Below are 19,128 nucleotides of genomic sequence, written 5' to 3' on the forward strand. Positions count from 1 at the left end.
CCACGACGGGGGACCGGGCCGTCAGCCGATGTGCAGCCGGATCCCCCCGCCGGCCACCGCCTCGACCCGCACCCGCGTGAGATCGCGCACCGCCACGTCCGGCTCGTGGAACACCGCGCGCGGTCCGACCCCCACCACGCGCATCCCGGCGGCGCGCCCCGCCGTGATCCCCGCGCCGGAGTCCTCGAAGACGATGCAGTCGGCCGGGTCGACGCCCAGTTCGGCGGCGCCCTTCAGGAAGCCCTCGGGGTCCGGCTTGCTCGCGCCGACCGACTCGGCGGTGACGCGGACGGCCGGCAGGGGCAGCCCGGCGGCGTTCATGCGGGCGGTGGACAGGGCGACGTCGGCGGAGGTCACCAGGGCGTGCGGAAGCCCTTCCAGCGAGGAGAGGAAGGCACGCGCGCCGGGGATCTCGATCACGCCGTCGGTGTCGGCGGTCTCCTCCGCCAGCATGCGGGCGTTGTCGGCGAGGTTCTGCTCGACCGGCCGGCCGGGGAGGAGGACGGCCATGGAGGCGTGGCCCTGCCGGCCGTGCACGACCTTCATCACCTCGTCGCCGTCCAGCCCGTGCCGCTCGGCCCAGCGCCGCCAGATGCGCTCGACCACGGCGTCCGAGTTGACGAGGGTGCCGTCCATGTCGAGCAGGAGGGCGCGGGCGGTGAGGACGGCGGGCGTGGCGGTGGCCGGCATCGGCAGCTCCAGGAACGGGAGGACCCGGGTCGGGCGGACGCCGGGTGGGACAAGGCGGCCCCGCCCGCCGGTCAGGGAAAACGGGCGGGAGCCACTTTGTTTCCCCACGGTACAAAACCAGCCCGTGTTCCCGCCACCACCCCCGGCGAGCAGTCACCCGGCATTCGGCCCGGACCGGCCGCACGGCCGGGCCGTCCCGGTCAGCCGCGCACGGCCTCCCACAGGCTCCACACGCCGAGCGCCAGCATCAGCAGCGCCGCGATCTGCGTGATCAGCCGCAGCGGCACCCGCTTCATCAGGGCCTTGCCCCCGACGATGCCGAGTCCGGCGACGGCCCACAGGCCCAGCACCGCGCCGAGGCCGACGGAGATCGGGTCGTCGTAGCGGGCGGCCAGGTTGGCGGTCATGATCTGGGTGAGATCGCCGAACTCGGCGACCAGGATGAGCGTGAAGCCGGTCCCCGCGACCTTCCAGAACGACTGGTCGGCGGGCTTCTTGACCTCTTCGTCCTCCTCGCCCTTCTTCAGCAGGAGCATCGCGGCCCCGCCGAGGAAGAGGACGCCGGTGACGGCGTGCACGATCTGCTGCGGCAGCAGGGTCAGCACGCTGCCGGCCGCGACGGCGAGCACGACGTGCAGCAGGAAGGCGGCGGCGACGCCCGCGAAGACGTACGAGGCGCGGTAGCGGGTGCCGAGGACGAGGCCGGCGAGCGCGGTCTTGTCCGGCAGTTCGGCGAGGAAGATGACGCCGAAGACGAGCGCCGTCACGGTGATGCTGATCAAGGTTCCTCAATCGGTCGGGCTGCCCCGCCGAGAGTGCGGTACGTCATGCGATGACACCTCGGCACGGCAGCACACTCGGCGCCCGCGCCGGGGGGCACGGGCGTGCACTGCTTGCCGAAGGTCTCGCTGGCGGACCCCGGTGAAACACGGTCCGCCTCCGGGCGCCGGCTCAGGCTCGCTGAGCAGTATGTCGACGGTCCGGCGAAGAGCTACTCCCCTTCTGCGCTTCCCATCGTAAGGGATGTGAAAGTTCCGCCGTCAACCTTGTCGTGACATGCGCACGTCACTAACTTCTTACCGAGCGCTCACCCCCCGGCAACCCCGCCCCGCGAGCATTCCCTCGCTCGCGCTCCAACACCGCCACCCCACAAGGGAGTTCACGCATGCCGAAGTTCTACGCGCGTCGACGGACGAGCATACTCGCGGCCCTCACCGGCCTGATAGCCTCCGTCGCCCTGTTCAACTCCCCGAACGCCTCCGCGGCCCTGCCCACGCCGGTCAGCGGCGCCACCGCCCGCGGCTACCTCTCCCAGCTCACCGTGGCCACCGAGAACCGCACCGGCTACAGCCGCGACCTCTTCCCGCACTGGATCACCATCAGCGGCACCTGCAACACCCGCGAGACGGTCCTCAAGCGGGACGGCTCGAACGTCGTGACCGACTCCTCCTGCGCCGCGACCAGCGGCAGCTGGTACTCCCCCTACGACGGCGCCACCTGGACCGCCGCCGCCGACCTCGACATCGACCACCTCGTGCCGCTGGCCGAGGCGTGGGACTCCGGCGCGAGCAAGTGGACGACCGCGCAGCGGCAGGCGTTCGCGAACGACCTCACCCGGCCCCAGCTGATCGCCGTCACCGACAACGTCAACCAGGCCAAGGGCGACCAGGACCCGGCCACCTGGGTGCCGTCCCGGTCGGCGTACCTGTGCACGTACGTGCGGGCGTGGGTGCAGGTGAAGTACTACTACAACCTCTCGGTCGACTCCGCCGAGAAGAGCGCGCTGACGAACTACCTGGCCGGCTGCTGAGCCGGGGCGCTCAGGAAACCGGGCGGCGGCGCATCAGGAAGGCCGCTGCCGCGCCGGCGCCGAACAGGGCCGCCACCGAGACGCCCGTGGCCAGCCAGGTGGCGCCCAGCCACTGGGCGCCGTAGTAGCCGAGGGCCACGCTGTAGGCGGCCCAGGACAGGCCGGCCAGGGCGGACCAGGGCAGGAAGTCGCGGACGCGGCGGTGGGCGGCACCGGCACAGAAGGAGACGACCGAGCGGCCGGCGGGGGCGAAGCGGGCGAGGACGACCAGCGCGCCGCCGCCGCGGGCCAGGGCGTCACCGAGGCGTTCCTGCGCGGTGGTCAGCCGCCGGGAGCGGGCTATCGCCCGGTCCAGCCGCTCCCCGCCGCGCCAGGCCAGCCGGTAGGCCACCAGGTCGCCGAGGACGGAGGCGGTCGCGGCGGACAGGATCAGGGCCAGGATGTCCGGCACCTCGTGCGGGACCTGGCCCGCCGCGCCCGAACCGGCCGCCGCCGCCGTGCCGGCCGTGATGACGAGCACACCGCTGGGCAGGACGGGCAGGAACACGTCGAGCAGGACCGACAGGGCCACCACGGCATAGATCCACGGCCCGGCCGCCAGCGACCCCACGCTCTCGAACACCACGACTCCCGACACTCCCCCGTTGACAGCCATACAGCGTACGCCGGGGGTGTGACAGGAGGTTCGCGGGGGGCTCGCGGGACGATCACGGACGGTTCACGGGCGGCGGGCCGTCGCACGGCCCGCCGCCCGGGCCGTCAGGCGGCCACCGGGGACTGCTCCGGCGCGCGCTCGCCGTCCTCCGCCGCGCGGCGGACCAGGAGCCGGTCCAGGCCGAAGGCGCCGGAGCCGGTGAAGACGAGCAGGAAGAACGCCCAGCAGAACAGGGCCGACAGCTCGCCGCCGTTCTGTATGGGCCACAGGGCGGCCTGCTGGTGGACGTCGAAGTAGGCGTACGCCATCGAGCCGGAGGCGATCAGCGCGGCACCGCGGGTGCCGAGGCCGAGCGCCACCAGGGCGCCGGCGACCAGCTGGATCACGGCCGCGTACCAGCCGGGCCAGGTGCCGGTCGCGAGGGTGCCGCCGTCGGTGCCCGCGGCGCCGCCGAGGACGCCGAACAGGGAGGCGGCGCCGTGCACCGCGAAGAGCAGGCCGAAGACGATGCGGAAGAGCCCGATCACATAGGGCTGAGCGGAATTGAGGCGTGCGGACATGGGGAGGTCTCCTCTTCGGTGACGGTCGGGCCGGCCGGGGACGGAGAAGGCCGGTCGTGGGGGCGGCGGTACCGAACAGATGACCTAGGTTAGGGGTGCCTAACGAATGCTTGCAAGTTCAACATTCGGCCACGGCAGCACCCCCACCCGCGGCCCGGCGCCGGGCACCGCGCCCCGCGGCACGGTCCGCGCCACCGCGTCGGCGTCCGACGGCGTGACCGGGTCCGCCCCAGGCCGGACGCCCACCACGGGCACAGAGGCACGTCTTCCGCGAGCTTCCCGGAAGCCAACATCCCTACACATGCGCACCTTTGATGGGCCGTCAAGCAGTACGGCCGCCCGCGCCACGTCCAGCCCACCTGTCTCATAACCGTCCACGGCGTGCGGTCGGCAGCCCTTCGCGGGCACCGCCTCGGCCGTGCGCCGCGCAGCGGGGGGACCGCGCCCGCATGAGAGTCGTCACATGCCGAGTACGCCGGCAGACGGGTGCCCGGCGCCCCCGGCCGGCCACGGCCCCGGCGCCCTTCGGGGCGCTACCCCCCTCGCCGCGCCGACTGCCCCCGCACCTCCAGTTCCCCGAGCAGCTCCGCCGTGGCCCGCGCCACCGCTTGCACCGCCTTGTCGAAGGCCTCGCGGTTGTGGGCGGCGGGGGCCCGGAAGCCCGAGATCTTCCGCACGTACTGCAACGCGGCCGCGTGGATGTCCTCGTCCGTGGCCTCACCGGGCAGCACGGGCGGACGCAGCGTCTTGATGCTCCGGCACATGCGCCCAGTCTCGCGCACCCCTCCGTGCCCTGCGATGATCTGCGCGAAGGCGGCCACCGACACCCGGGGCCGACCGTCGAGAGGACAACTTCATGACGCACCCCCTCACCGTGGCCGTCCTCGGCCCCGGCGGCACCGGCGGCCTGCTCGCCGCCCTGCTGTCCCGCTCCGGGCACCGCGTGATCTGCCTGGCCGGCGAGGCCACGGCCGACACCCTGCGCGGTACCGGCATCACGGTCCGCAGCCCGCAGTTCGGCGACTTCACGGCCGCCGTCGACGCGGACACCGAACTGCGCGAGCCGGTGGACGCCTGCCTGGTCACCGTGAAGCACACCGCGTTCGGCGCCGCCCTGACCCGGGTCCCGCCCGCCGTCCTCGGCGACGCCCTGGTCGTCCCGCTGCTGAACGGTGTCGAACACCCCGGGACCCTGCGCGCCCGCTACCGTCCCGACCGGGTCGCCCCGGCCGTGATCCGTGTGGAGTCCACCCGGACCGCCCCGGGCGTGATCGAGCACGGCAGCCCGTTCACGGAGATCGACCTCGCCGGGGACGCCGTACCCCGCGCCCGGCTCGACGCGCTGGCCGCCCACCTCACCGCCTGCGGTACGACCGCCCGCGTGGCCGGGGACGAGACGGCGGCCCTGTGGGCCAAGATGGCGTTCCTCGCCCCGTTCGCCCTGCTCACCACCCGGTACGGCGTCCCGCTCGGCGTGGCCCGCACCCGTCACCGGGACGCACTTCAGGCGCTGGTCGCGGAGACCACCGCGGTCAGCCGTGCCTGCGGCGCCCCGGCCGACCCGGCCCAGGCCCTGGCCCGGTACGACGCCTTCCCGCCCACCGCCAAGTCGTCCATGCAGCGCGACGCCGAGGCGGGCCGCCCGCTCGAACTGGACGCGATCGGCGGGGCGCTGCTGCGCGCGGCCGAGCGGCACGGGGTACCGGTGCCGGTGACGGCACGGCTGGTCCGGGAGCTGCGGGACTCCGCCTCCTGATCCGGCGCCGACCGCCCCGGCCCCGCCGGGGGACCCGGGGGCAGGGGCGGTCGGCGATCACGCGCTCGCCGGACGCCGTACGCCCCGCGCCACCCGTTCGGCTGAACCTCCCCCTGACCCCACGGACGGCCTCGCCCCCGTAAATCGAACAGGCGTAGCATTGCCGCGTGGCTACGACCTATGAATTCCCCAGTGACCTCCTCGCCGGCCAGGAGGAGCTGCATCAGGTCCGGGCCGAGCTCTCGGCCCTGCTCAAGCGGCTGCCCTGGTCGGTCGAGCCGATGGACGGCTTCAGCGACGACACCGGCTGGCGCAAGGTGGAGCGGCCCGCGTCCCCCGGCTGGACGGAGGACGAGCAGGCCGAGGTGGAGAAGCTGCGGCGGCGCGAGCACGAACTCGCGGTCTTCGTCAGTACGCACCGCTTCTGGGCCGAGGTCGCGGCGGCGGACCGCATGGAGGCCCGCTCCCGGCTGAAGCACGCCCACGAGACGGCGGCGGAAGGGGAATAGCGCAAGGAAACGGCCCCTCGGAGACTGCTCCGAGGGGCCGGACCGGTGGGCGCGGACGGTTTCGAACCGCCGACATCCTGCTTGTAAGGCAGGCGCTCTACCCCTGAGCTACGCACCCGGGACAGGTCGACAGCCTACCTTGCCCGAGTGGCTGCCCTGCAAACCAGACAGGGGGGTTTACCCCACCCCGTTCCGGGAGGCCGCCGGATCGTCGGCGCGGGCCCGCGGGCCCTGGCGTCGGCGTCGACCGAAGCACTCCGGCGCCGGGTCCCGCGCGCCGGATCAGACCGGTTCACGCCGTGGAGCCGGTTCAGGGGGAGACATCACATGGTCCGTTCGCTCTCGTTCCGCGCGGCCCGGCCGGCCGTGCTCGCCGGTGCGCTCCTCGCGGGGCTCACCGCCTGTGGCGCCTCCGCCGGCGACGACACACATCCGGATCACCGGTCCTTCGCGCTGCACGGCCGTACCCTCACCGTCGACTCCGACGACTCGGCGCTGGAGATCGTCGCCGCACGGGGGCAGAAGGCCGGCACGGTCGGGGTGACCCGCTGGTTCGAGGGGTCCGTGGTCGCCGGCGGCGAACCCGAGGTGCGGTGGTCCATGGACGGCGACCGGATCGTGCTGCGGGTGCACTGCTCCGGGGTCATCGCCGACTGCTCGGCCCGGCACCGGATCGAGGTGCCGCGCGGGGTCGGCGTCACGGTCGTGAACGAGGACGGCGCCGTGCGGGCCTCCGGGTTCCGGGACCCCGTCAGCATCCACGTCGGCGACGGCGCCGTGCGCGTCACCGACACCAGCGGCCCGCTGGACCTGCGGGCCGACGACGGACCGGTGCGCGCGGTGGTCTCCTCGCGCCGGGTGAAGGCCGCCACCAGCGACGGCTCCGTGGACGTCGAGCTGACCGGCCCGCCGGACTTGGTCGACGTCCGCAGCGACGACGGATCGGTGACGGTGGGCCTGCCCAAGGGCGCGTACCGGGTGTCGGCGGGGGCCGACGACGGGTCGGTGACGGTGTCCGTGCCCCGCGACGACAGCAGCCCGCACCGGGTGTCGGCACACACCCAGGACGGGAAGGTCACGGTGCGCACGGCGAACTGACCGGCCCGTGTGTTCGTCTTCAACGGGTGGGAGAATGACACCACCCAGGGCGGACCACAGCACGGGAGAGGGATGTGACGGCGACACCGGGCACGCCAGCCAGCCAGCCGTACCCGCCGCCGTCCACCGCACGCGCCCGGCGCGGCCCCTCCCCGGTGCGGGACGCCCTCGTGCTGCTCGGCCTGCCGGTGCTGGCCGCGCTCGCGCTGCCCGCCGCCTTCGCCGGCGGCGGCACCCGGCGCTGGTTCGGCGGGCGGGCGGAGAGCCACCGGGCCGACGCGCAGGCCGCGAAGGACGCGGCGGCGACGGCGTTCTACGAACTCGACACCGCGCAGCGGGATCTGCGGATCTCGGTGGAGACCGTCTCGGCGGTGGACGACTCCCCCGCCGCCCGGCGGGCCGTGTCCGCCTTCGAGGCGCTCGGACACCGGATCGACGAGGTCAGCCGGCGCTACATCCAGGCCGTGGACGCCCACGACCTGGACCGGCACGACCTGGAGGCGGGCACGGCGGCGCGGGCGCGGGCCGAGCTGACCGCGGCCAAGGACGAGCTGGACCGGGTCCGGCAGGAGCTGGACCGGTTCGGAAGCTCGCTGGAGCCGCTGCTGGGCAAGGCGGAGACGCAGCTGGCCCGGCTGGCGCCCGCCGTGGAGCGGGCCCGGCAGTCGCTGCTGGCGGCGAGCAACGCCCTGGACGCCGTACGGGAGCGGAACCTGCGGGCCGACGAGCTGGCCGCGCGGCTCGCGGCCCTGTCGCCGGAGCTGACCAAGCTGAACCAGGGCGCCGGGCGGCACGGGGTGCGGGCGACGCTGGAGCGGGCCGAGCGGGTGCAGCGGGAGGCCGGGGCGGTCCTGGCGGAGGCGGAGCGGCTGCCGGAGCGAGCGGCCGAGATCGACCACCGGCTGGTCAGCCTGCGCACCAGGGCCCAGGCGCTGACCACGCGGGCCGGACAGGTGGAGCCGGTGCTGAGCGAGCTGCGCCGCCGCTTCACCGCCGCCTGCTGGCAGGACCTCCAGCACGTGCCGGAGCAGGCCGCGGAGAACGTACGGCAGGCCGAGCTGAAGCTCCGGGAGGCGCAGGCGGCGCGGGACGCCCAGCACTGGGCGGACGCGACCTCGCTGCTGTCGACCGTGCGCGCCCTGCTGAACGCCACCGACGAGGCGGTGTCGGCCGCCGGTGACCGGCTGGGCAGGCTGAACGCGGTGCAGAAGGATCCGCAGGCGGAGATCGAGCGGACCCGGTTCGCGATCCGGGACGCCCAGCGGCTGGCCATGACGGGCCGTACGACCCCCGATCCGCGGCACGCCCGGCCGCTGGACGACGCGGTGGCCCGGCTGGAGCGGGCGATCGGCGCCCTGGAGGGGCGGCACCCGGACTACTGGCACTTCCTCACCGAGACGGAAGGGGTGCGGCAGACGGTGGCGCGGGTGGTGGCGCAGATCCGCGAGGAGCGCGGCGCCGGGCACTGACGTGCGTGTTGCCGGGTGCTGTGCGGCAGCGGATATTAAGAGGACGGATGGCCTCCGCTAGCGCCCGAGGAGGCGGACATGGCCACACACGCGGTGCACACGAGGAAGGCCGAGGAACGACGGCCCCGGCTGGACGACCATCTGCCCGTCGACCACCGGCTCAACCAGGTCTACCGGGTCGGTGCCGGCCTCATCGGCGGATTCCTGGTCGCCTTCGGCATTCTCGGCCTGATCGACCAGATCGGCTTCTTCAGCACGGGCGGCAACACGGTCGCCGGGCTGAACTCCAACGGCGCGCTGAGTGTGCTGTCGATCTGCATCGGCGCGCTGCTGCTGGTCGGCATGGTGATCGGCGGGAACCTCGCGTCGACCCTGAACATGGTCCTCGGCGTGCTGTTCCTGCTGAACGGCTTCCTGTTCCTCGGCCTGCTGGACACCAGCAGCAACTTCCTGGCGTTCAAGATCCAGAACGTGTTCTTCAGCTTCGTCGTGGGCCTGCTGCTGATGACCTTCGGCATGTACGGCCGGGTCGGTCACAACCTGCCGCACGACAACCCCTACTGGCGGGCCCGCCACCCCGACGCCTCCCCGCAGGAACAGCGGACGCCGCCCGAGCAGCTGACGCGGCGGGAGCGGCGTCCGCGGGACGAACAGCGGGAGGGGCAGGAGCAACGGGGCCCGCGCCAGCCTGGACCGGGTCAGGTCCTGTAGGCGTAGAACGCCGCGTTCGGGTACGAGGCGACGAGGCTGGCCACCGACCGGTTGTACGTGTTGGTCGAGTGGTAGCTCACGTACGGCACGCCCCGGCTGTCCCGGTACGTGACGATCATCGAGTGGTCCTTGGACCCGTCCCGGTTGAAGTCCATCTGGAGCACGTCGCCGAGGTCCATCTGGTAGACGTTGGCGAGGCTGGTGGCGCGCTTCGAGGACAGGGCGAACCAGGAGAACTCGTTGACGCCGACGAACGAGTCCGACTGGATGTCGGCGGTGCCGAACCACTTCTTCCAGTCGTACGTGTAGCCGGGCACGTGCTTCCAGCCGCCGGCCTTCAGGACCTGGCTGACGAAGTTGGTGCAGTCACCGCCGGCCCCCTGCCCGTTGAAGTCCGGGTAGGCGGGGTTGTACTTGTTCCAGTACTTCTGCGCGTACGCGACCATGGCCTTGTAGTCGTAGCCGGTCGCGGAGAAGTTCTTCTTGTTGACCGGTGCGGGCCAGGTGGTGGCGGCACGGGCCGCGGAGGGCGGGCCGTCGTCCGCGGTGGCGGTCTTCACCGAGGTGACGGCGGGCTTGGCGACCTGGTTCACCGCGAGGTAGCCGTCGTCGGTGTCCCGGATGCCGGTGAGCCGCCAGGTGCCGTGCCGGTCGGCCTGGAAGGTCAGCTCGTGGTGGGCCTGGAAGCCGGTCGACTTCGGTCCCTTGGCGGTGGCCTCGCCATAGGTCAGCGACGTGGTCTCGGTGACGGCGACCTTGGCGTGCCGGCCCTTCACCCGGGTCGCGTCGAGCGTGACCTTGGTGCTGCCCGCGCGGTACGTCTCGCCCAGCCGGGCCAGCCGGCCACGGCGGTCACGCAGCTCGTCCAGCGCGGACTTCTCCTGGCGGGTCTGCCCGCCGGACAGGCGCACGGAACCGGAGAAGCCGGACGTGTGCCGGGTCTCCGCCTTCCCGGCGCCCTCCACGAGGGCCTGCGTGCGGTCGGTGAAGACCGCGTCGGCCAGCCGCTGGAAGGTCGCTTTGGTCGCCGCGTCCACCGTCGGGTCGTCGGTCACCGCCGCACCGGCGCTCCAGTTGGGCACCAGGGCCACGCCGGCGACCACCGAGGCGGCCGCGGCGGTGACTATGGCCGTGCGGCGCCGCCCACGGCTCAGTCTTCTAGATTTCAATGATGTTCCCCTCTACGCCGGTACACCTACCGGGCGAGGGGCATCTTCGCACGCCGTGTGCGTCGGTTGTGAAGGGGGTTGCACAAGTGGAATCCCCGGTGCGCGCCCGTCACTTGACGACCGCCGACCAGTCGGGCGACTGCGCCGGGTCGAGGCTGCGCAGGGCGGCCAGGGTCTGCGGCTTCTGCGCGTCGAGCCAGTCGGCCAGCTCCTTGAAGGACACGCACTTGACGCCCTCCTTGGTGCAGACGTTCTTGACCACCTGGTCGATGGACTTCATGTAGATGCCGCCGTTCCAGTCCTCGAAGTGGTTGCCGATGAACAGCGGGGCCCGGCTGCCGTAGTACACCCGGTTGAAGCCGGCCATGTACGAGTCGACGGTCTGCTGCTGCCACTGGGGGAAGTTGGCCGGGTCGCCCTGGGTCTCACCGTCGGACTGGTTGTAGAGGAAGTTGAAGTCCATGGACAGGCCCTGGTACTTGCCGCTCTCGTACGGCAGCATCTGGAGCGGGAAGTCCCATATGCCCTTCTTCTTCGACGGCCATATCTGGAAGTCGCCCGGTGAACTGGCGTCGTAGCGCCAGCCGTAGCCCTTCATGGCCTTGAGCAGGTTCGGCTGCCCCTCCAGGCAGGGCGCCCGGCCGCCGGTGACCTCCTTCTTGAAGTCGAAGGGCAGCGGCGCGAGGTCCTTGAAGCCGGTGTTGGTCTTCCAGTGCTCCACGAAGGAGTAGAACTGGTCGATCTCGCTCTTCCACTCCTCGACGCTCCAGTCGCCGCCGCCCTTGGCGCCGCAGAAGTGGCCGTTGAAGTGGGTGCCGATCTCGTTGCCGTCCTCGTACGCCTTGCCCAGCTGCTCCACCGTGGTGCGGATGTGGTCGTCGGTGGCGTAGTCGATGGCGGCGTCGCCCGGGGAGTGCATGGGGCCGTGGTACTGGGACTTCTTGCTCTTGGGCAGCAGGTAGATGCCGGTGAGGAAGAAGGTCATGTGGGCGTTGTACTCCTTGGCCAGCTCCCGGTAGTGCGAGAACAGGTGGTCGCTGCCCTCCAGCGCGCCGTCCCAGGAGAAGACCACGAACTGCGGCGGCTTCTCACCGGGCTTGAGCGGCACCGGCTTCAACTGCCCCTTCTGCGGCCCGGTGTAGGAGGTGGAGCCGTCCCCGAGGACCTTGGTCCTGCCGTCCCACTCCGGGGTCGGACTGGCCTTCGGCGTGCTCTTCTGTCTCTTGCCGGCCGCGGCGGCCGGTGTGCTGTTGCCGTCCGTGCCGGACAGCGCCAGGAACCCGGCGACCAGCGAGGCGACGACGAGGAGGGCGGCCAGCGTCAGAACCTGCGGCCGGGTGGCGCGGGGCGCGCTGCGGCTGCGGGGGGCTCGGCGGCGGCCTGACGACGACATCTTGCGGGGCATGCGCGGCTCATTCTGCGGAAGGGGAGGGGGTACGGGCCCCGGCTCAGCCGAGACCCGTCGCTGCCGACCAGAGGGCATACGGGACGCTGTGGGCGGACGAGCCGGCCAGACCCTTGAGCGGCAGTGGCTCCAGGGACTTGGCCAGGTCGATCCGGTAGACGACGATCGCGGTGGACACGGAGTCGGCCGTGCCGACGTACCAGGCGGCGGTGTCCTTCTCGGTGGTGCCGGCCTTCCCGGACACCCCGGCCCGGCCGGCCGCCGCCTCCGGATGGGCGGTGCGGAAGGAGTCGGTGAGCGCCTGCGTGACCTCCTCGGCCACCTTGGCGCCGACCGCGCGCTCCGGGCGCGGGGTGGCCAGGGCGACCGGGGAGCCGTTGCGGGTGATCCGGCGCACCGAGTACGGCTCGGTGTGGTTGCCGCCGGCGGCGAAGGTGGCGTAGCCGCCGGCCATCCGGATCGCGCTGGGCGTGGAGTTCCCCATCGACAGGGCCGGGACCCGGGGGCCGATGCTGGAGGACAGCAGCCCGGACGCCACGGCGGTCCGGCGCACCTTGTCCAGGCCGGTGTCCATGCCGAGCTGCATGAACGGCGTGTTCACGGACCGGGCCATGGCCTCGCGCAGACTGACGTCCCCGTACGACCGGCCGCCGTCGTTGTGCGCGGCGACCTTCTTGCCGCTGCGGTCCCAGTACGGCCCCTCGGGGGTGGTGACGGGCACCCCGTCGTCGCCGTCGTAGACGCTGTCGGGGGTGACGGGGGTGGCGGGGCCGGTGCGCGTCTTGTGCACGCCGTGTTCGAGCCCGGCGGCGTAGACGAACGGCGTGAACGCGGTGCCGGCCGGGACGGTGGTCGCGTTGGACTCGTTGTAGCCCTGGGTACGGTGGTCGGGGCCGCCGTAGACGGCGAGGATCCGGCCGTCCGCGGCCACCGAGGCGGCGCCGTAGTGCCCGTTCTTCGCCACCGCCGGGTTGTCCTGCCTGGCCTGCTCGCGGGCCTTGGTGACGGCGTCGGTGAGGGCCTTCTCCCGCTTGCGGTCGAAGGTCGTGTAGATCTGGTAGCCGCCCAGGTCGAACTGCTTGTCCGTCAGGTGCCCGGCCTTCTTGGCGTACTGCGAGGCCAGCTCCACCAGGTAGTCGCTCTGCGCGCCGGTGTTGTACAGCGGGTTGCTCTTCAGCGGCTCGGGGAACGCGGTGTACTTGGCCCGTTCCTGCGGCGACAGCTTGCCGATCTTGACCATGCGGTCGAGGATCCAGGTCCAGCGCTCCACGGCCCGCGCGTGGTTGGCCTTGCTGAGCGTGGGGTCGAACAGGCCGGCGCCCTTGAGCAGGCCGGCGAGCATGGCCGCCTCGGAGGCGTTGAGCTTGCCGACGTCCTTGCCGTAGTACGCCTGGGCGGCGCGCTGGATGCCGTAGCTGCCGCGGCCGAACCAGCTGGTGTTGAGATAGCCCTCCAGGATCTGGTCCTTGCTCATCCTGTTGTCCAGTTTGAGGGCGATCATCGCTTCGGTGAATTTGCGGCTGATGGTCTGGTTCTGCGTCAGATAGACATTCTTGACGTATTGCTGGGTAATGGTCGATCCGCCCTCGGTGTCCCCTTGTCCCAGTGTGCGGAACACCGCCCGGGTGATACCCCTGGCGGATATACCCGGGTCCGAGTAGAAACTCTCGTTCTCCGCCGCGAGCACCGCCCAGCGGACGTCCGGGGGGATGTCCTTCAGCGGCATCGCCTGCCGCTGCACCCAGCCCGTACGGGCCATGGGCGTGCCGTCGGACCAGAAGTAGACGTTGTCCTGCTGGGTGGCGTACGAGTTGAGGTTCTCCGGTATGTCCGTCAGCGCGTACGCGGTGACGAGGAACGCGCCGAGCAGACCGAACGAGGTCAGGGCGGCGCCGAGCCACTGGCGCCAGGAGGGCATCCAGCGGCGCCAGCCGGTACGCCCGGGGCGCGGGTACACCGGCTTCAGGCGGCGCGCGTACGGGGCTATTCGGCGCGCGTGCGGGGCCAGCGGGCCGAGCAGCCGGACGACGGCGCCCAGGGCCGCCCTCGCGGGCGCGACGCGCTCCCGTCCGGCGGAGCGCGCGTCACGCCGGCGTTCGGCCCGGCCGCCGCCCGGAGCGGGCGGCTCCGGTGGCGGGGGCACGCGCAACTGCATGGTCTGGTCCGCCCTGAGGGCGTCCACTCTCAGATGCAGCGTCTCATCGGCGTCCAACGGCTCCTCGCCACGGCCACCCCCCATGGGGCCGTCCTCCCCCTGCGACGCATCGGTCACGCCTGCGTCTCCCTCCGCACTCGGTCTTGCTCGCGCGGGTGAGCTGAGCATCCTCGCAACGGCGTTCACAAATTATCAGTAACGTTTTCGAATGCCCTGCACATATGCCGGATAGAAAGCAACGCTCATGAAACATTGAGACATCCCCGGCCGGGGCCTTGACGGCTAACCTGGAGCCATGCCTCGTTACGAGTACCGCTGCCGGACCTGCGGCGACACGTTCGAACTCAACCGGCCCATGGCCCAGTCCGCCGCCCCCGCGTCGTGCCCGGCGGGGCACGACGACACGGTGAAGCTCCTGTCGACGGTGGCGGTGGGCGTGTCGAACAACACGTCCGCGCCCGCGCCTTCGCCGAGGGCCGGTGGGGGCGGGTGCTGTGGTGGCGGGTGCTGCGGGTAGCCGCCCACGCGGGTGCCGCGCGGTGCCGCCCTGCGGGTGCCGCGCCGTCGTGGCGTGTCGCGCCCAACGCGGCGGGGCCGCACACCGGCGCGGCCCCGCACCCCTCAGGCCGGCTGCCGAGTCGCCCTCAGGAACTCCCGTAGGATCCGCTCTCCCGCCAGGACGCCGCGTTCCGGGAGGGCGCTGATCTGCGGGGCCGTCCAGTCGGTGTCGGCGAGTTCGCCGTGGCCGGGGCGCCAGCCCCGGTCGGCGGCCAGCAGCAGGTCGGCGTCGAGCAGGGAGTCCCCGGCGGCCAGCGTCAGCTGCGCGCCGGTGCGGCGGGCCACCTCACGGACGGCCGCGCTCTTGGTGAGCGGCTTCGGTACGGCGTAGATCTTGCGTCCTTGCAGGGACACCGTCCAGCCCCGGTTCTCCGCCCACACCGCGAGCTCCTTCACCCAGTCCCCGGGCAGCAGTTCGCGCTCCACCACGAGGTAGGCGAACAGGTCCTCGGCGATCCGGTGCTTGCGCACCCACACCGGGTCGGCGGACCGCAGCAGGTACTCGCTGACCTCCGCCAGCGGCGCGCACTCGTCGGCGAGCCGTGCCTGGACGCCCGCGTGCCAGTCGTCGTCGGTGACCCCGTCGACCAGCAGATGGCCGCCGTTGGCGCAGATCGCGTACGCCGGCGGCGGGCCCGGCAGGTTGATCCGCTGGTACTGCTTGCGCGTCCGGGTGGTCGTCGGCACGAAGACGGCCGTGTCGCCGAGGTCGGTGAGCAGCTGTGCCGCGGTCTCGGTCATGTAGGACAGCGGCTTGGCCTCGTGCACCTCCACGCACAGCAGCCGGGGCGCCCGCGGGTCCGGCATGGTCAGCGCGAGGGCCGCCGAGGAGTAGATCAGCGTACGGTCCAGGTCGCTCGCCACCAGCACCGGCATCAGACGTTCACCGCCTTGCCGTCGGCGCCCGTCGCGCCCCGCGTGTACTGGGGGTGGATCAGCCCGACGCAGGTGTACGGCAGGTCGTCCACCTCCTCCACCGGCGCCCCGCGCTGGTCGGCGAGCAGCCGCACATGGGCCAGGTCCGCGCCCGCCCCCGCCCGCGCGAGGATCTTCCACGGCACCCGCCGCAGCAGCACCCGGGTGGTCTCGCCGACGCCGGGCTTGACGAGGTTGACGTCGTGGATGCCGTACTCCTCGCTGATCCGCTCGACCGCCCGCCAGCCCGCCCAGGTCGGGGTGCGGTCCGTGGTCGGCAGTTCCTTCACCGCGCCGTCCACGCCCTCGGCCACCTCGGGGAAGCGGGCGGCGACGGCGTCGAGGAAGGCCACGGAGACGTCCGCGCCCGCGAGTTCGCGGTAGAACTTGGCGCCGTGGAAGTCGTGCGGGCCGACCAGGTCGGCGCGCAGCACCGTGCGGGAGATCAGCCCGGAGACGGTCGAGTTGAGGCACGCGGAGGGGATGAGGAAGTCCTCGCGGGTGCCGTAGGTGCGTACGCAGGAGCCGGGATCGGCGAGGACCGCGATCTCCGGGTCGAATCCGCTGACGCCCTCCTTCCGCTCGAACTCCTCGACCGCCTGGGCGAGTTCGCGGGTGATCGCACCCTTGCCGGTCCAGCCGTCGACGAACACGACGTCCCGGGGGTCGTGGTGGGCGGCCAGCCAGCGCAGCGCGTTGGCGTCGATGCCCCGGCCGCGCACGATCGACACGGCGTAGTGCGGCAGGTCGAGACCGTGCCGGAACCGGGCCCAGCGGCGCATCAGGATGCCGACCGGGGTGCCGGCGCGGGCCAGGGAGACCAGCACCGGGCGGGGCGACCGCTCGGTGAGGACGGTCTCGGTCACGACACCGACGGCCTGCGCGAGGCGGGCGGCGGAGGCGTCCAGGGCCGCGTGGAACAGTTCCTGGTACCGCGCGCTGGGCTGGTACTCCACCGGCAGCGACTCGGCGTAGTGCGCGCCGCCGCTCTGGATGGCCTCCTCCCGCTCCTCCGTCGGCGCCTCCAGGGTCACGTCGGAGAGGTCCTGGAGCAGCCAGCCGACCTCCTCCGGCGCGTACGAGGAGAACGCGGGGCCACGGAGGGGCTCGGGCAGCATGGCCGGCCTTTCGGGAGCGTGCGGAACGTACGAGGGTACGACCGCGAGCAGGACGTGCGGGACGTGCGCGGCGAGGGCGGCCGGCAGGCCGTCGGGCGCGCGCAGGGCGGGGGTGTCGGCGACGGAGTCGACCACGGCGACGACGGCGTCGAAGCCGGCGCCGGCCACGTTGTAGGCGTACCGCTCGCCGGGCCCGTCGGCCGGGTCGTCGTGGGCCGGGAAGACCAGGCGGCTGCGGATCGCGTAGCCGGGGTCGTCGACCGCGAGCACGGGCGACCGGGTCGTGGTGGAGAACCGCACCTCGGCGTCCGTACCCCGCTCCACCTCCTGGGCGAGCCGCAGCGGAACGTACATCAGCTCCTCGGACCCGAGCACCAGGACACGCCGGGCCCCCGCGGGCAGGGCCGCGCGTATTCGCCCGGCCATGGCGGGAAGCGCCGCTTCGAGCCGGGCGCGGTGGGCGGGGGTGAAGCCGTGCCGGCCGCCGTCGGGGAGACCGGGGGGCCAGTGCAGGTCGACCTCGGTGACGTGGCCCGGCCGGTGCGCCCCTCCAGGGGCGCGGGCGACCGCGCTCGACCCGCACCCGGCGGACTCGTGGTGAGCCACCAGTTCCCGCCCCTTCTCCAGCACACCGTCCGGCAGTTGTACGGTCCCGGACGCGGCGGCGATCACCTCGACCCGGGCTCCGATCTCCCCCGCGAACCGCTGGAGACGAGCCGTGTCCTCGGCCGACCGCATGTCGACCAGAGCGACCACCACGTACCGCCGCCGCGGATACCGTGCGTGCAGATCACGCACGGTGTTCAGCACGGTGTTACCGGTGGAGAACTCGTCGTCCACCAGCACCAGCGGCCCGTCCCCGGCCAGCAGGGCGGGGTCTTCCGGCAGCAGGAGGTGCGACGTGGCATGCGAGTGCGACTCCTCGAAGCCGCCCGCAGGGGCGACCCCGGGAACCGCCCGCCGCGTGGAGTGCAGATACGGCACCGCGCCGAGGCCGTCGGCGACCGCGTGCCCCAGCCCCGTCGCCGTCTCCGCGTAGCCGAGGACGACAGCCCCGGCCCCTTCCGCGCCGAGCAGCGCGGCGACCCGCCGGCCCAGGCGGAAGCCGTACCCGTACACCACGGCCGGCGACTGCGGGACGTGCTTGCCGAGGACGTTGGAGACCAGCAGGTGCGCCCGCTTGGGGTTGCGCCGCAGCGCGAGCCCGAGCAGGGCCGGCAGGCCGTCGTCGCCCACGAGTCCGACCCCGAGTCGTTCGGCGACCCAGCTGCCGGACCAGACCCCGTCGTTCACTGCGTTGTTCATTCGTTCCTTGGAGAGGCGGAGGTGGAGGTGGAGAGAGGTTCAGCCGGGTATGCCGGCGGCGAGCAGTTCCACGAAGCCGACGTCCTCGTTGGCGACGCCGAACACCTCGGCGCGCAACAGGGTCCGCTCGGCCCAGGCGCGGTGCGGTTTCACTTCGTTCATCTTGTTCGTGTAGGCCGACCGGAGTACACCCCCGCCGCCGCGTTCCGGCCGCAGGATGTCCTGGGCGTCGCTGAACTCCTCGTGGCTGACCACGGAGAGTGCGTGCACGGGCAGGACGTGGGACGGGTGGATGCAGGTCTTGCCGAGCAGGCCGTTGGCCTGGTCGAGGGAGATCTCCCGGAGCAGTCCGTCCATGGCGTGTTCGATCAGCTTCTCGCGCAGGGCAACGGCCTGCACCTCCAGGAAGGGGCTCTGCCTCAGCTGCGGCTTGAACATGCGTTCGGAGAGACGGAAGTACTCCCAGACCGGACCGGTGACGGTGAAGCCGGTGCCGTCGGCGCGGCCGAGCATGTTCACGACGTCGGCGATCACGGAAGCGACGATCTGGACGTCGTAGGCGGTCATGTCGGGGGCGCGGCGCAGGCCGTAGGAGGAGCAGAAGTCGGTCACGCCGAGGCGGAGGGCCAGCACCCGGTCCCGGTACTTGCCGACCGCGCGGGAGATGCCCTCCAGGGTCTCCACCCGGGACTCGCGGTAGAGCAGTTCGGGGGACTCCAGGACGGGCATGGCGAAGAGCCGCCGGCCGCTGCTGTTCTCGGCCGCGGTCAGGGCCTCCAGGAAGGGGATGCCGCGTTCCTCGGTGAACTTGGGCAGCACGAACCCGGACAGCAGGCGCACGGCGGGGCCGAGACGGCGGACCAGGTCCGGTATCTGCTCGGGGGTGCGCACCCGGATGAACAGCAGGGGCGGCTCCGCGTCGGGCCGGGCGGCGAGGTCGGCGAACTGCCGGACGAGGTTCTCCTCCCCCGGCTCGACGTCCGCGTCGTCGATCGAGTCCTCCAGGCACAGCACCATCGAGACCACGCCGTTGCCGGCCTGTTTGACGATGTCGTCGGCGAGCCGGGGCCGGGTGGCCGGGCTGTACAGCGTGGCGCCCAGGGCCGCGGAGAGCAGCCGGGCCGGGGAGTCGGCGGTGAACGCGCACGGCTCCCGGTGGAAGAGGCGCCGCCGCACCTCGGGGGCGATGTGCCCGAAATGACGCATAGGACTCCCTAAGGGCGCGAGCCGAGCCTCTGGGTTGGG

Annotated in this window: 18 protein-coding genes and 1 tRNA gene; 7 read left to right on the forward strand and 12 right to left on the reverse strand. The window is 72.4% G+C overall.

Annotated elements, in window-relative coordinates; translation table 11 throughout:
* Positions 1–21 precede the first annotated feature (21 nt).
* Complete coding sequence (locus tag IE273_RS00575; RefSeq protein ID WP_189813133.1) at positions 22–690, reverse strand: HAD family hydrolase; 669 nt, start codon at positions 688–690, stop codon at positions 22–24.
* Between the two features lie 200 nt (positions 691–890).
* Positions 891–1,472, reverse strand: a complete 582-nt coding sequence (locus tag IE273_RS00580) for a TMEM165/GDT1 family protein (protein ID WP_189813134.1) — start codon at positions 1,470–1,472, stop codon at positions 891–893.
* A gap of 383 nt (positions 1,473–1,855) precedes the next feature.
* Here IE273_RS00580 and IE273_RS00585 point away from each other — a divergent pair, with 383 nt between their 5' ends.
* Entirely contained in the window at positions 1,856–2,500 is a 645-nt protein-coding gene (locus IE273_RS00585; RefSeq protein ID WP_189813135.1) for an HNH endonuclease family protein, read from the forward strand.
* Between the two features lie 10 nt (positions 2,501–2,510).
* Here IE273_RS00585 and IE273_RS00590 read toward each other — a convergent pair whose 3' ends face one another.
* From IE273_RS00590 to IE273_RS00600, 3 genes are all read right to left on the reverse strand, one after another.
* Positions 2,511–3,122 carry a DedA family protein gene (locus IE273_RS00590; RefSeq protein ID WP_181140261.1) on the reverse strand — a complete coding sequence of 204 codons (612 nt, stop codon included), beginning with the start codon at positions 3,120–3,122 and terminating at the stop codon, positions 2,511–2,513.
* Between the two features lie 137 nt (positions 3,123–3,259).
* Positions 3,260–3,715, reverse strand: coding sequence for a DoxX family protein (locus IE273_RS00595; protein WP_189813136.1), 456 nt, complete (start codon positions 3,713–3,715; stop codon positions 3,260–3,262).
* 533 nt (positions 3,716–4,248) lie between these two features.
* Positions 4,249–4,479 (reverse strand): DUF2277 domain-containing protein, encoded by a 231-nt coding sequence (locus tag IE273_RS00600; protein ID WP_189813137.1) that lies wholly within the window; start codon positions 4,477–4,479, stop codon positions 4,249–4,251.
* Positions 4,480–4,571: 92 nt separating this feature from the next.
* Here IE273_RS00600 and IE273_RS00605 point away from each other — a divergent pair, with 92 nt between their 5' ends.
* Positions 4,572–5,471 carry a ketopantoate reductase family protein gene (locus tag IE273_RS00605; protein WP_189813138.1) on the forward strand — a complete coding sequence of 300 codons (900 nt, stop codon included), beginning with the start codon at positions 4,572–4,574 and terminating at the stop codon, positions 5,469–5,471.
* A gap of 167 nt (positions 5,472–5,638) precedes the next feature.
* The gene (locus IE273_RS00610) at positions 5,639–5,980 is read left to right on the forward strand and encodes a DUF8825 domain-containing protein (protein ID WP_189813139.1); all 342 of its coding nucleotides are present in this window, start codon (positions 5,639–5,641) and stop codon (positions 5,978–5,980) included.
* A 46-nt stretch (positions 5,981–6,026) separates the two neighbouring features.
* Here IE273_RS00610 and IE273_RS00615 read toward each other — a convergent pair.
* Positions 6,027–6,098, reverse strand: a tRNA-Val gene (locus IE273_RS00615).
* A gap of 209 nt (positions 6,099–6,307) precedes the next feature.
* Here IE273_RS00615 and IE273_RS00620 point away from each other — a divergent pair.
* The 3 genes from IE273_RS00620 to IE273_RS00630 all read left to right on the forward strand — a co-directional run bounded on the left by IE273_RS00620 (position 6,308) and on the right by IE273_RS00630 (position 9,258).
* The gene (locus IE273_RS00620) at positions 6,308–7,078 is read left to right on the forward strand and encodes a DUF4097 family beta strand repeat-containing protein (protein ID WP_189813140.1); all 771 of its coding nucleotides are present in this window, start codon (positions 6,308–6,310) and stop codon (positions 7,076–7,078) included.
* Between the two features lie 74 nt (positions 7,079–7,152).
* Positions 7,153–8,547 carry a hypothetical protein gene (locus tag IE273_RS00625; protein WP_189813141.1) on the forward strand — a complete coding sequence of 465 codons (1,395 nt, stop codon included), beginning with the start codon at positions 7,153–7,155 and terminating at the stop codon, positions 8,545–8,547.
* A 78-nt stretch (positions 8,548–8,625) separates the two neighbouring features.
* Positions 8,626–9,258 (forward strand): DUF4383 domain-containing protein, encoded by a 633-nt coding sequence (locus IE273_RS00630; RefSeq protein ID WP_189813142.1) that lies wholly within the window; start codon positions 8,626–8,628, stop codon positions 9,256–9,258.
* Here IE273_RS00630 and IE273_RS00635 read toward each other — a convergent pair.
* The 3 genes from IE273_RS00635 to IE273_RS00645 form a co-directional block, all read right to left on the reverse strand.
* Entirely contained in the window at positions 9,246–10,349 is a 1,104-nt protein-coding gene (locus tag IE273_RS00635) for an amidase domain-containing protein (RefSeq protein WP_189813683.1), read from the reverse strand. The two genes, IE273_RS00630 and IE273_RS00635, sit on opposite strands and share 13 nt — an antisense overlap.
* A gap of 187 nt (positions 10,350–10,536) precedes the next feature.
* The gene (locus tag IE273_RS00640) at positions 10,537–11,832 is read right to left on the reverse strand and encodes a polysaccharide deacetylase family protein (protein WP_189813143.1); all 1,296 of its coding nucleotides are present in this window, start codon (positions 11,830–11,832) and stop codon (positions 10,537–10,539) included.
* 43 nt (positions 11,833–11,875) lie between these two features.
* A complete protein-coding gene (locus IE273_RS00645) occupies positions 11,876–13,870 on the reverse strand; it encodes a transglycosylase domain-containing protein (RefSeq protein ID WP_189813684.1) in 1,995 nt (664 codons plus the stop codon).
* A 412-nt stretch (positions 13,871–14,282) separates the two neighbouring features.
* On the opposite strand from IE273_RS00645, the gene IE273_RS00650 reads away from it, so the two are divergent.
* Positions 14,283–14,504: an FmdB family zinc ribbon protein gene (locus IE273_RS00650; RefSeq protein WP_079087989.1), complete on the forward strand. Its 222-nt coding sequence runs from the start codon at positions 14,283–14,285 to the stop codon at positions 14,502–14,504.
* A gap of 104 nt (positions 14,505–14,608) precedes the next feature.
* On the opposite strand, the gene IE273_RS00655 is transcribed toward IE273_RS00650, so the two are convergent.
* From IE273_RS00655 to IE273_RS00665, 3 genes are read right to left on the reverse strand one after another with little or no spacing between them, the layout of a single operon-like run.
* Complete coding sequence (locus IE273_RS00655) at positions 14,609–15,421, reverse strand: HAD family hydrolase (RefSeq protein WP_189813144.1); 813 nt, start codon at positions 15,419–15,421, stop codon at positions 14,609–14,611.
* Positions 15,421–17,883, reverse strand: a complete 2,463-nt coding sequence (locus tag IE273_RS00660; protein WP_189813145.1) for a phosphoribosyltransferase — start codon at positions 17,881–17,883, stop codon at positions 15,421–15,423. The genes IE273_RS00655 and IE273_RS00660 overlap by 1 nt, the downstream gene beginning before the upstream one ends.
* A gap of 39 nt (positions 17,884–17,922) precedes the next feature.
* A complete protein-coding gene (locus tag IE273_RS00665; RefSeq protein ID WP_189813146.1) occupies positions 17,923–19,089 on the reverse strand; it encodes an HpcH/HpaI aldolase/citrate lyase family protein in 1,167 nt (388 codons plus the stop codon).
* Between the last annotated feature and the right edge of the window lie 39 nt (positions 19,090–19,128).

This window comes from Streptomyces olivaceoviridis, assembly GCF_014650115.1.
Lineage (GTDB): Bacteria > Actinomycetota > Actinomycetes > Streptomycetales > Streptomycetaceae > Streptomyces > Streptomyces olivaceoviridis.

Bases quoted from the DNA above. Each gene is read 5' to 3' on its own strand.
- IE273_RS00660 (WP_189813145.1), bottom strand. From the start codon at position 17,883: ATGAACAACGCAGTGAACGACGGGGTCTGGTCCGGCAGCTGGGTCGCC.
- IE273_RS00585 (WP_189813135.1), top strand. From the start codon at position 1,856: ATGCCGAAGTTCTACGCGCGTCGACGGACGAGCATACTCGCGGCCCTC.
- IE273_RS00630 (WP_189813142.1), top strand. From the start codon at position 8,626: ATGGCCACACACGCGGTGCACACGAGGAAGGCCGAGGAACGACGGCCC.
- IE273_RS00600 (WP_189813137.1), bottom strand. From the start codon at position 4,479: ATGTGCCGGAGCATCAAGACGCTGCGTCCGCCCGTGCTGCCCGGTGAG.
- IE273_RS00665 (WP_189813146.1), bottom strand. From the start codon at position 19,089: ATGCGTCATTTCGGGCACATCGCCCCCGAGGTGCGGCGGCGCCTCTTC.
- IE273_RS00655 (WP_189813144.1), bottom strand. From the start codon at position 15,421: ATGCCGGTGCTGGTGGCGAGCGACCTGGACCGTACGCTGATCTACTCC.
- IE273_RS00595 (WP_189813136.1), bottom strand. From the start codon at position 3,715: ATGTCCGCACGCCTCAATTCCGCTCAGCCCTATGTGATCGGGCTCTTC.
- IE273_RS00620 (WP_189813140.1), top strand. From the start codon at position 6,308: ATGGTCCGTTCGCTCTCGTTCCGCGCGGCCCGGCCGGCCGTGCTCGCC.
- IE273_RS00575 (WP_189813133.1), bottom strand. From the start codon at position 690: ATGCCGGCCACCGCCACGCCCGCCGTCCTCACCGCCCGCGCCCTCCTG.
- IE273_RS00605 (WP_189813138.1), top strand. From the start codon at position 4,572: ATGACGCACCCCCTCACCGTGGCCGTCCTCGGCCCCGGCGGCACCGGC.
- IE273_RS00640 (WP_189813143.1), bottom strand. From the start codon at position 11,832: ATGCCCCGCAAGATGTCGTCGTCAGGCCGCCGCCGAGCCCCCCGCAGC.
- IE273_RS00650 (WP_079087989.1), top strand. From the start codon at position 14,283: ATGCCTCGTTACGAGTACCGCTGCCGGACCTGCGGCGACACGTTCGAA.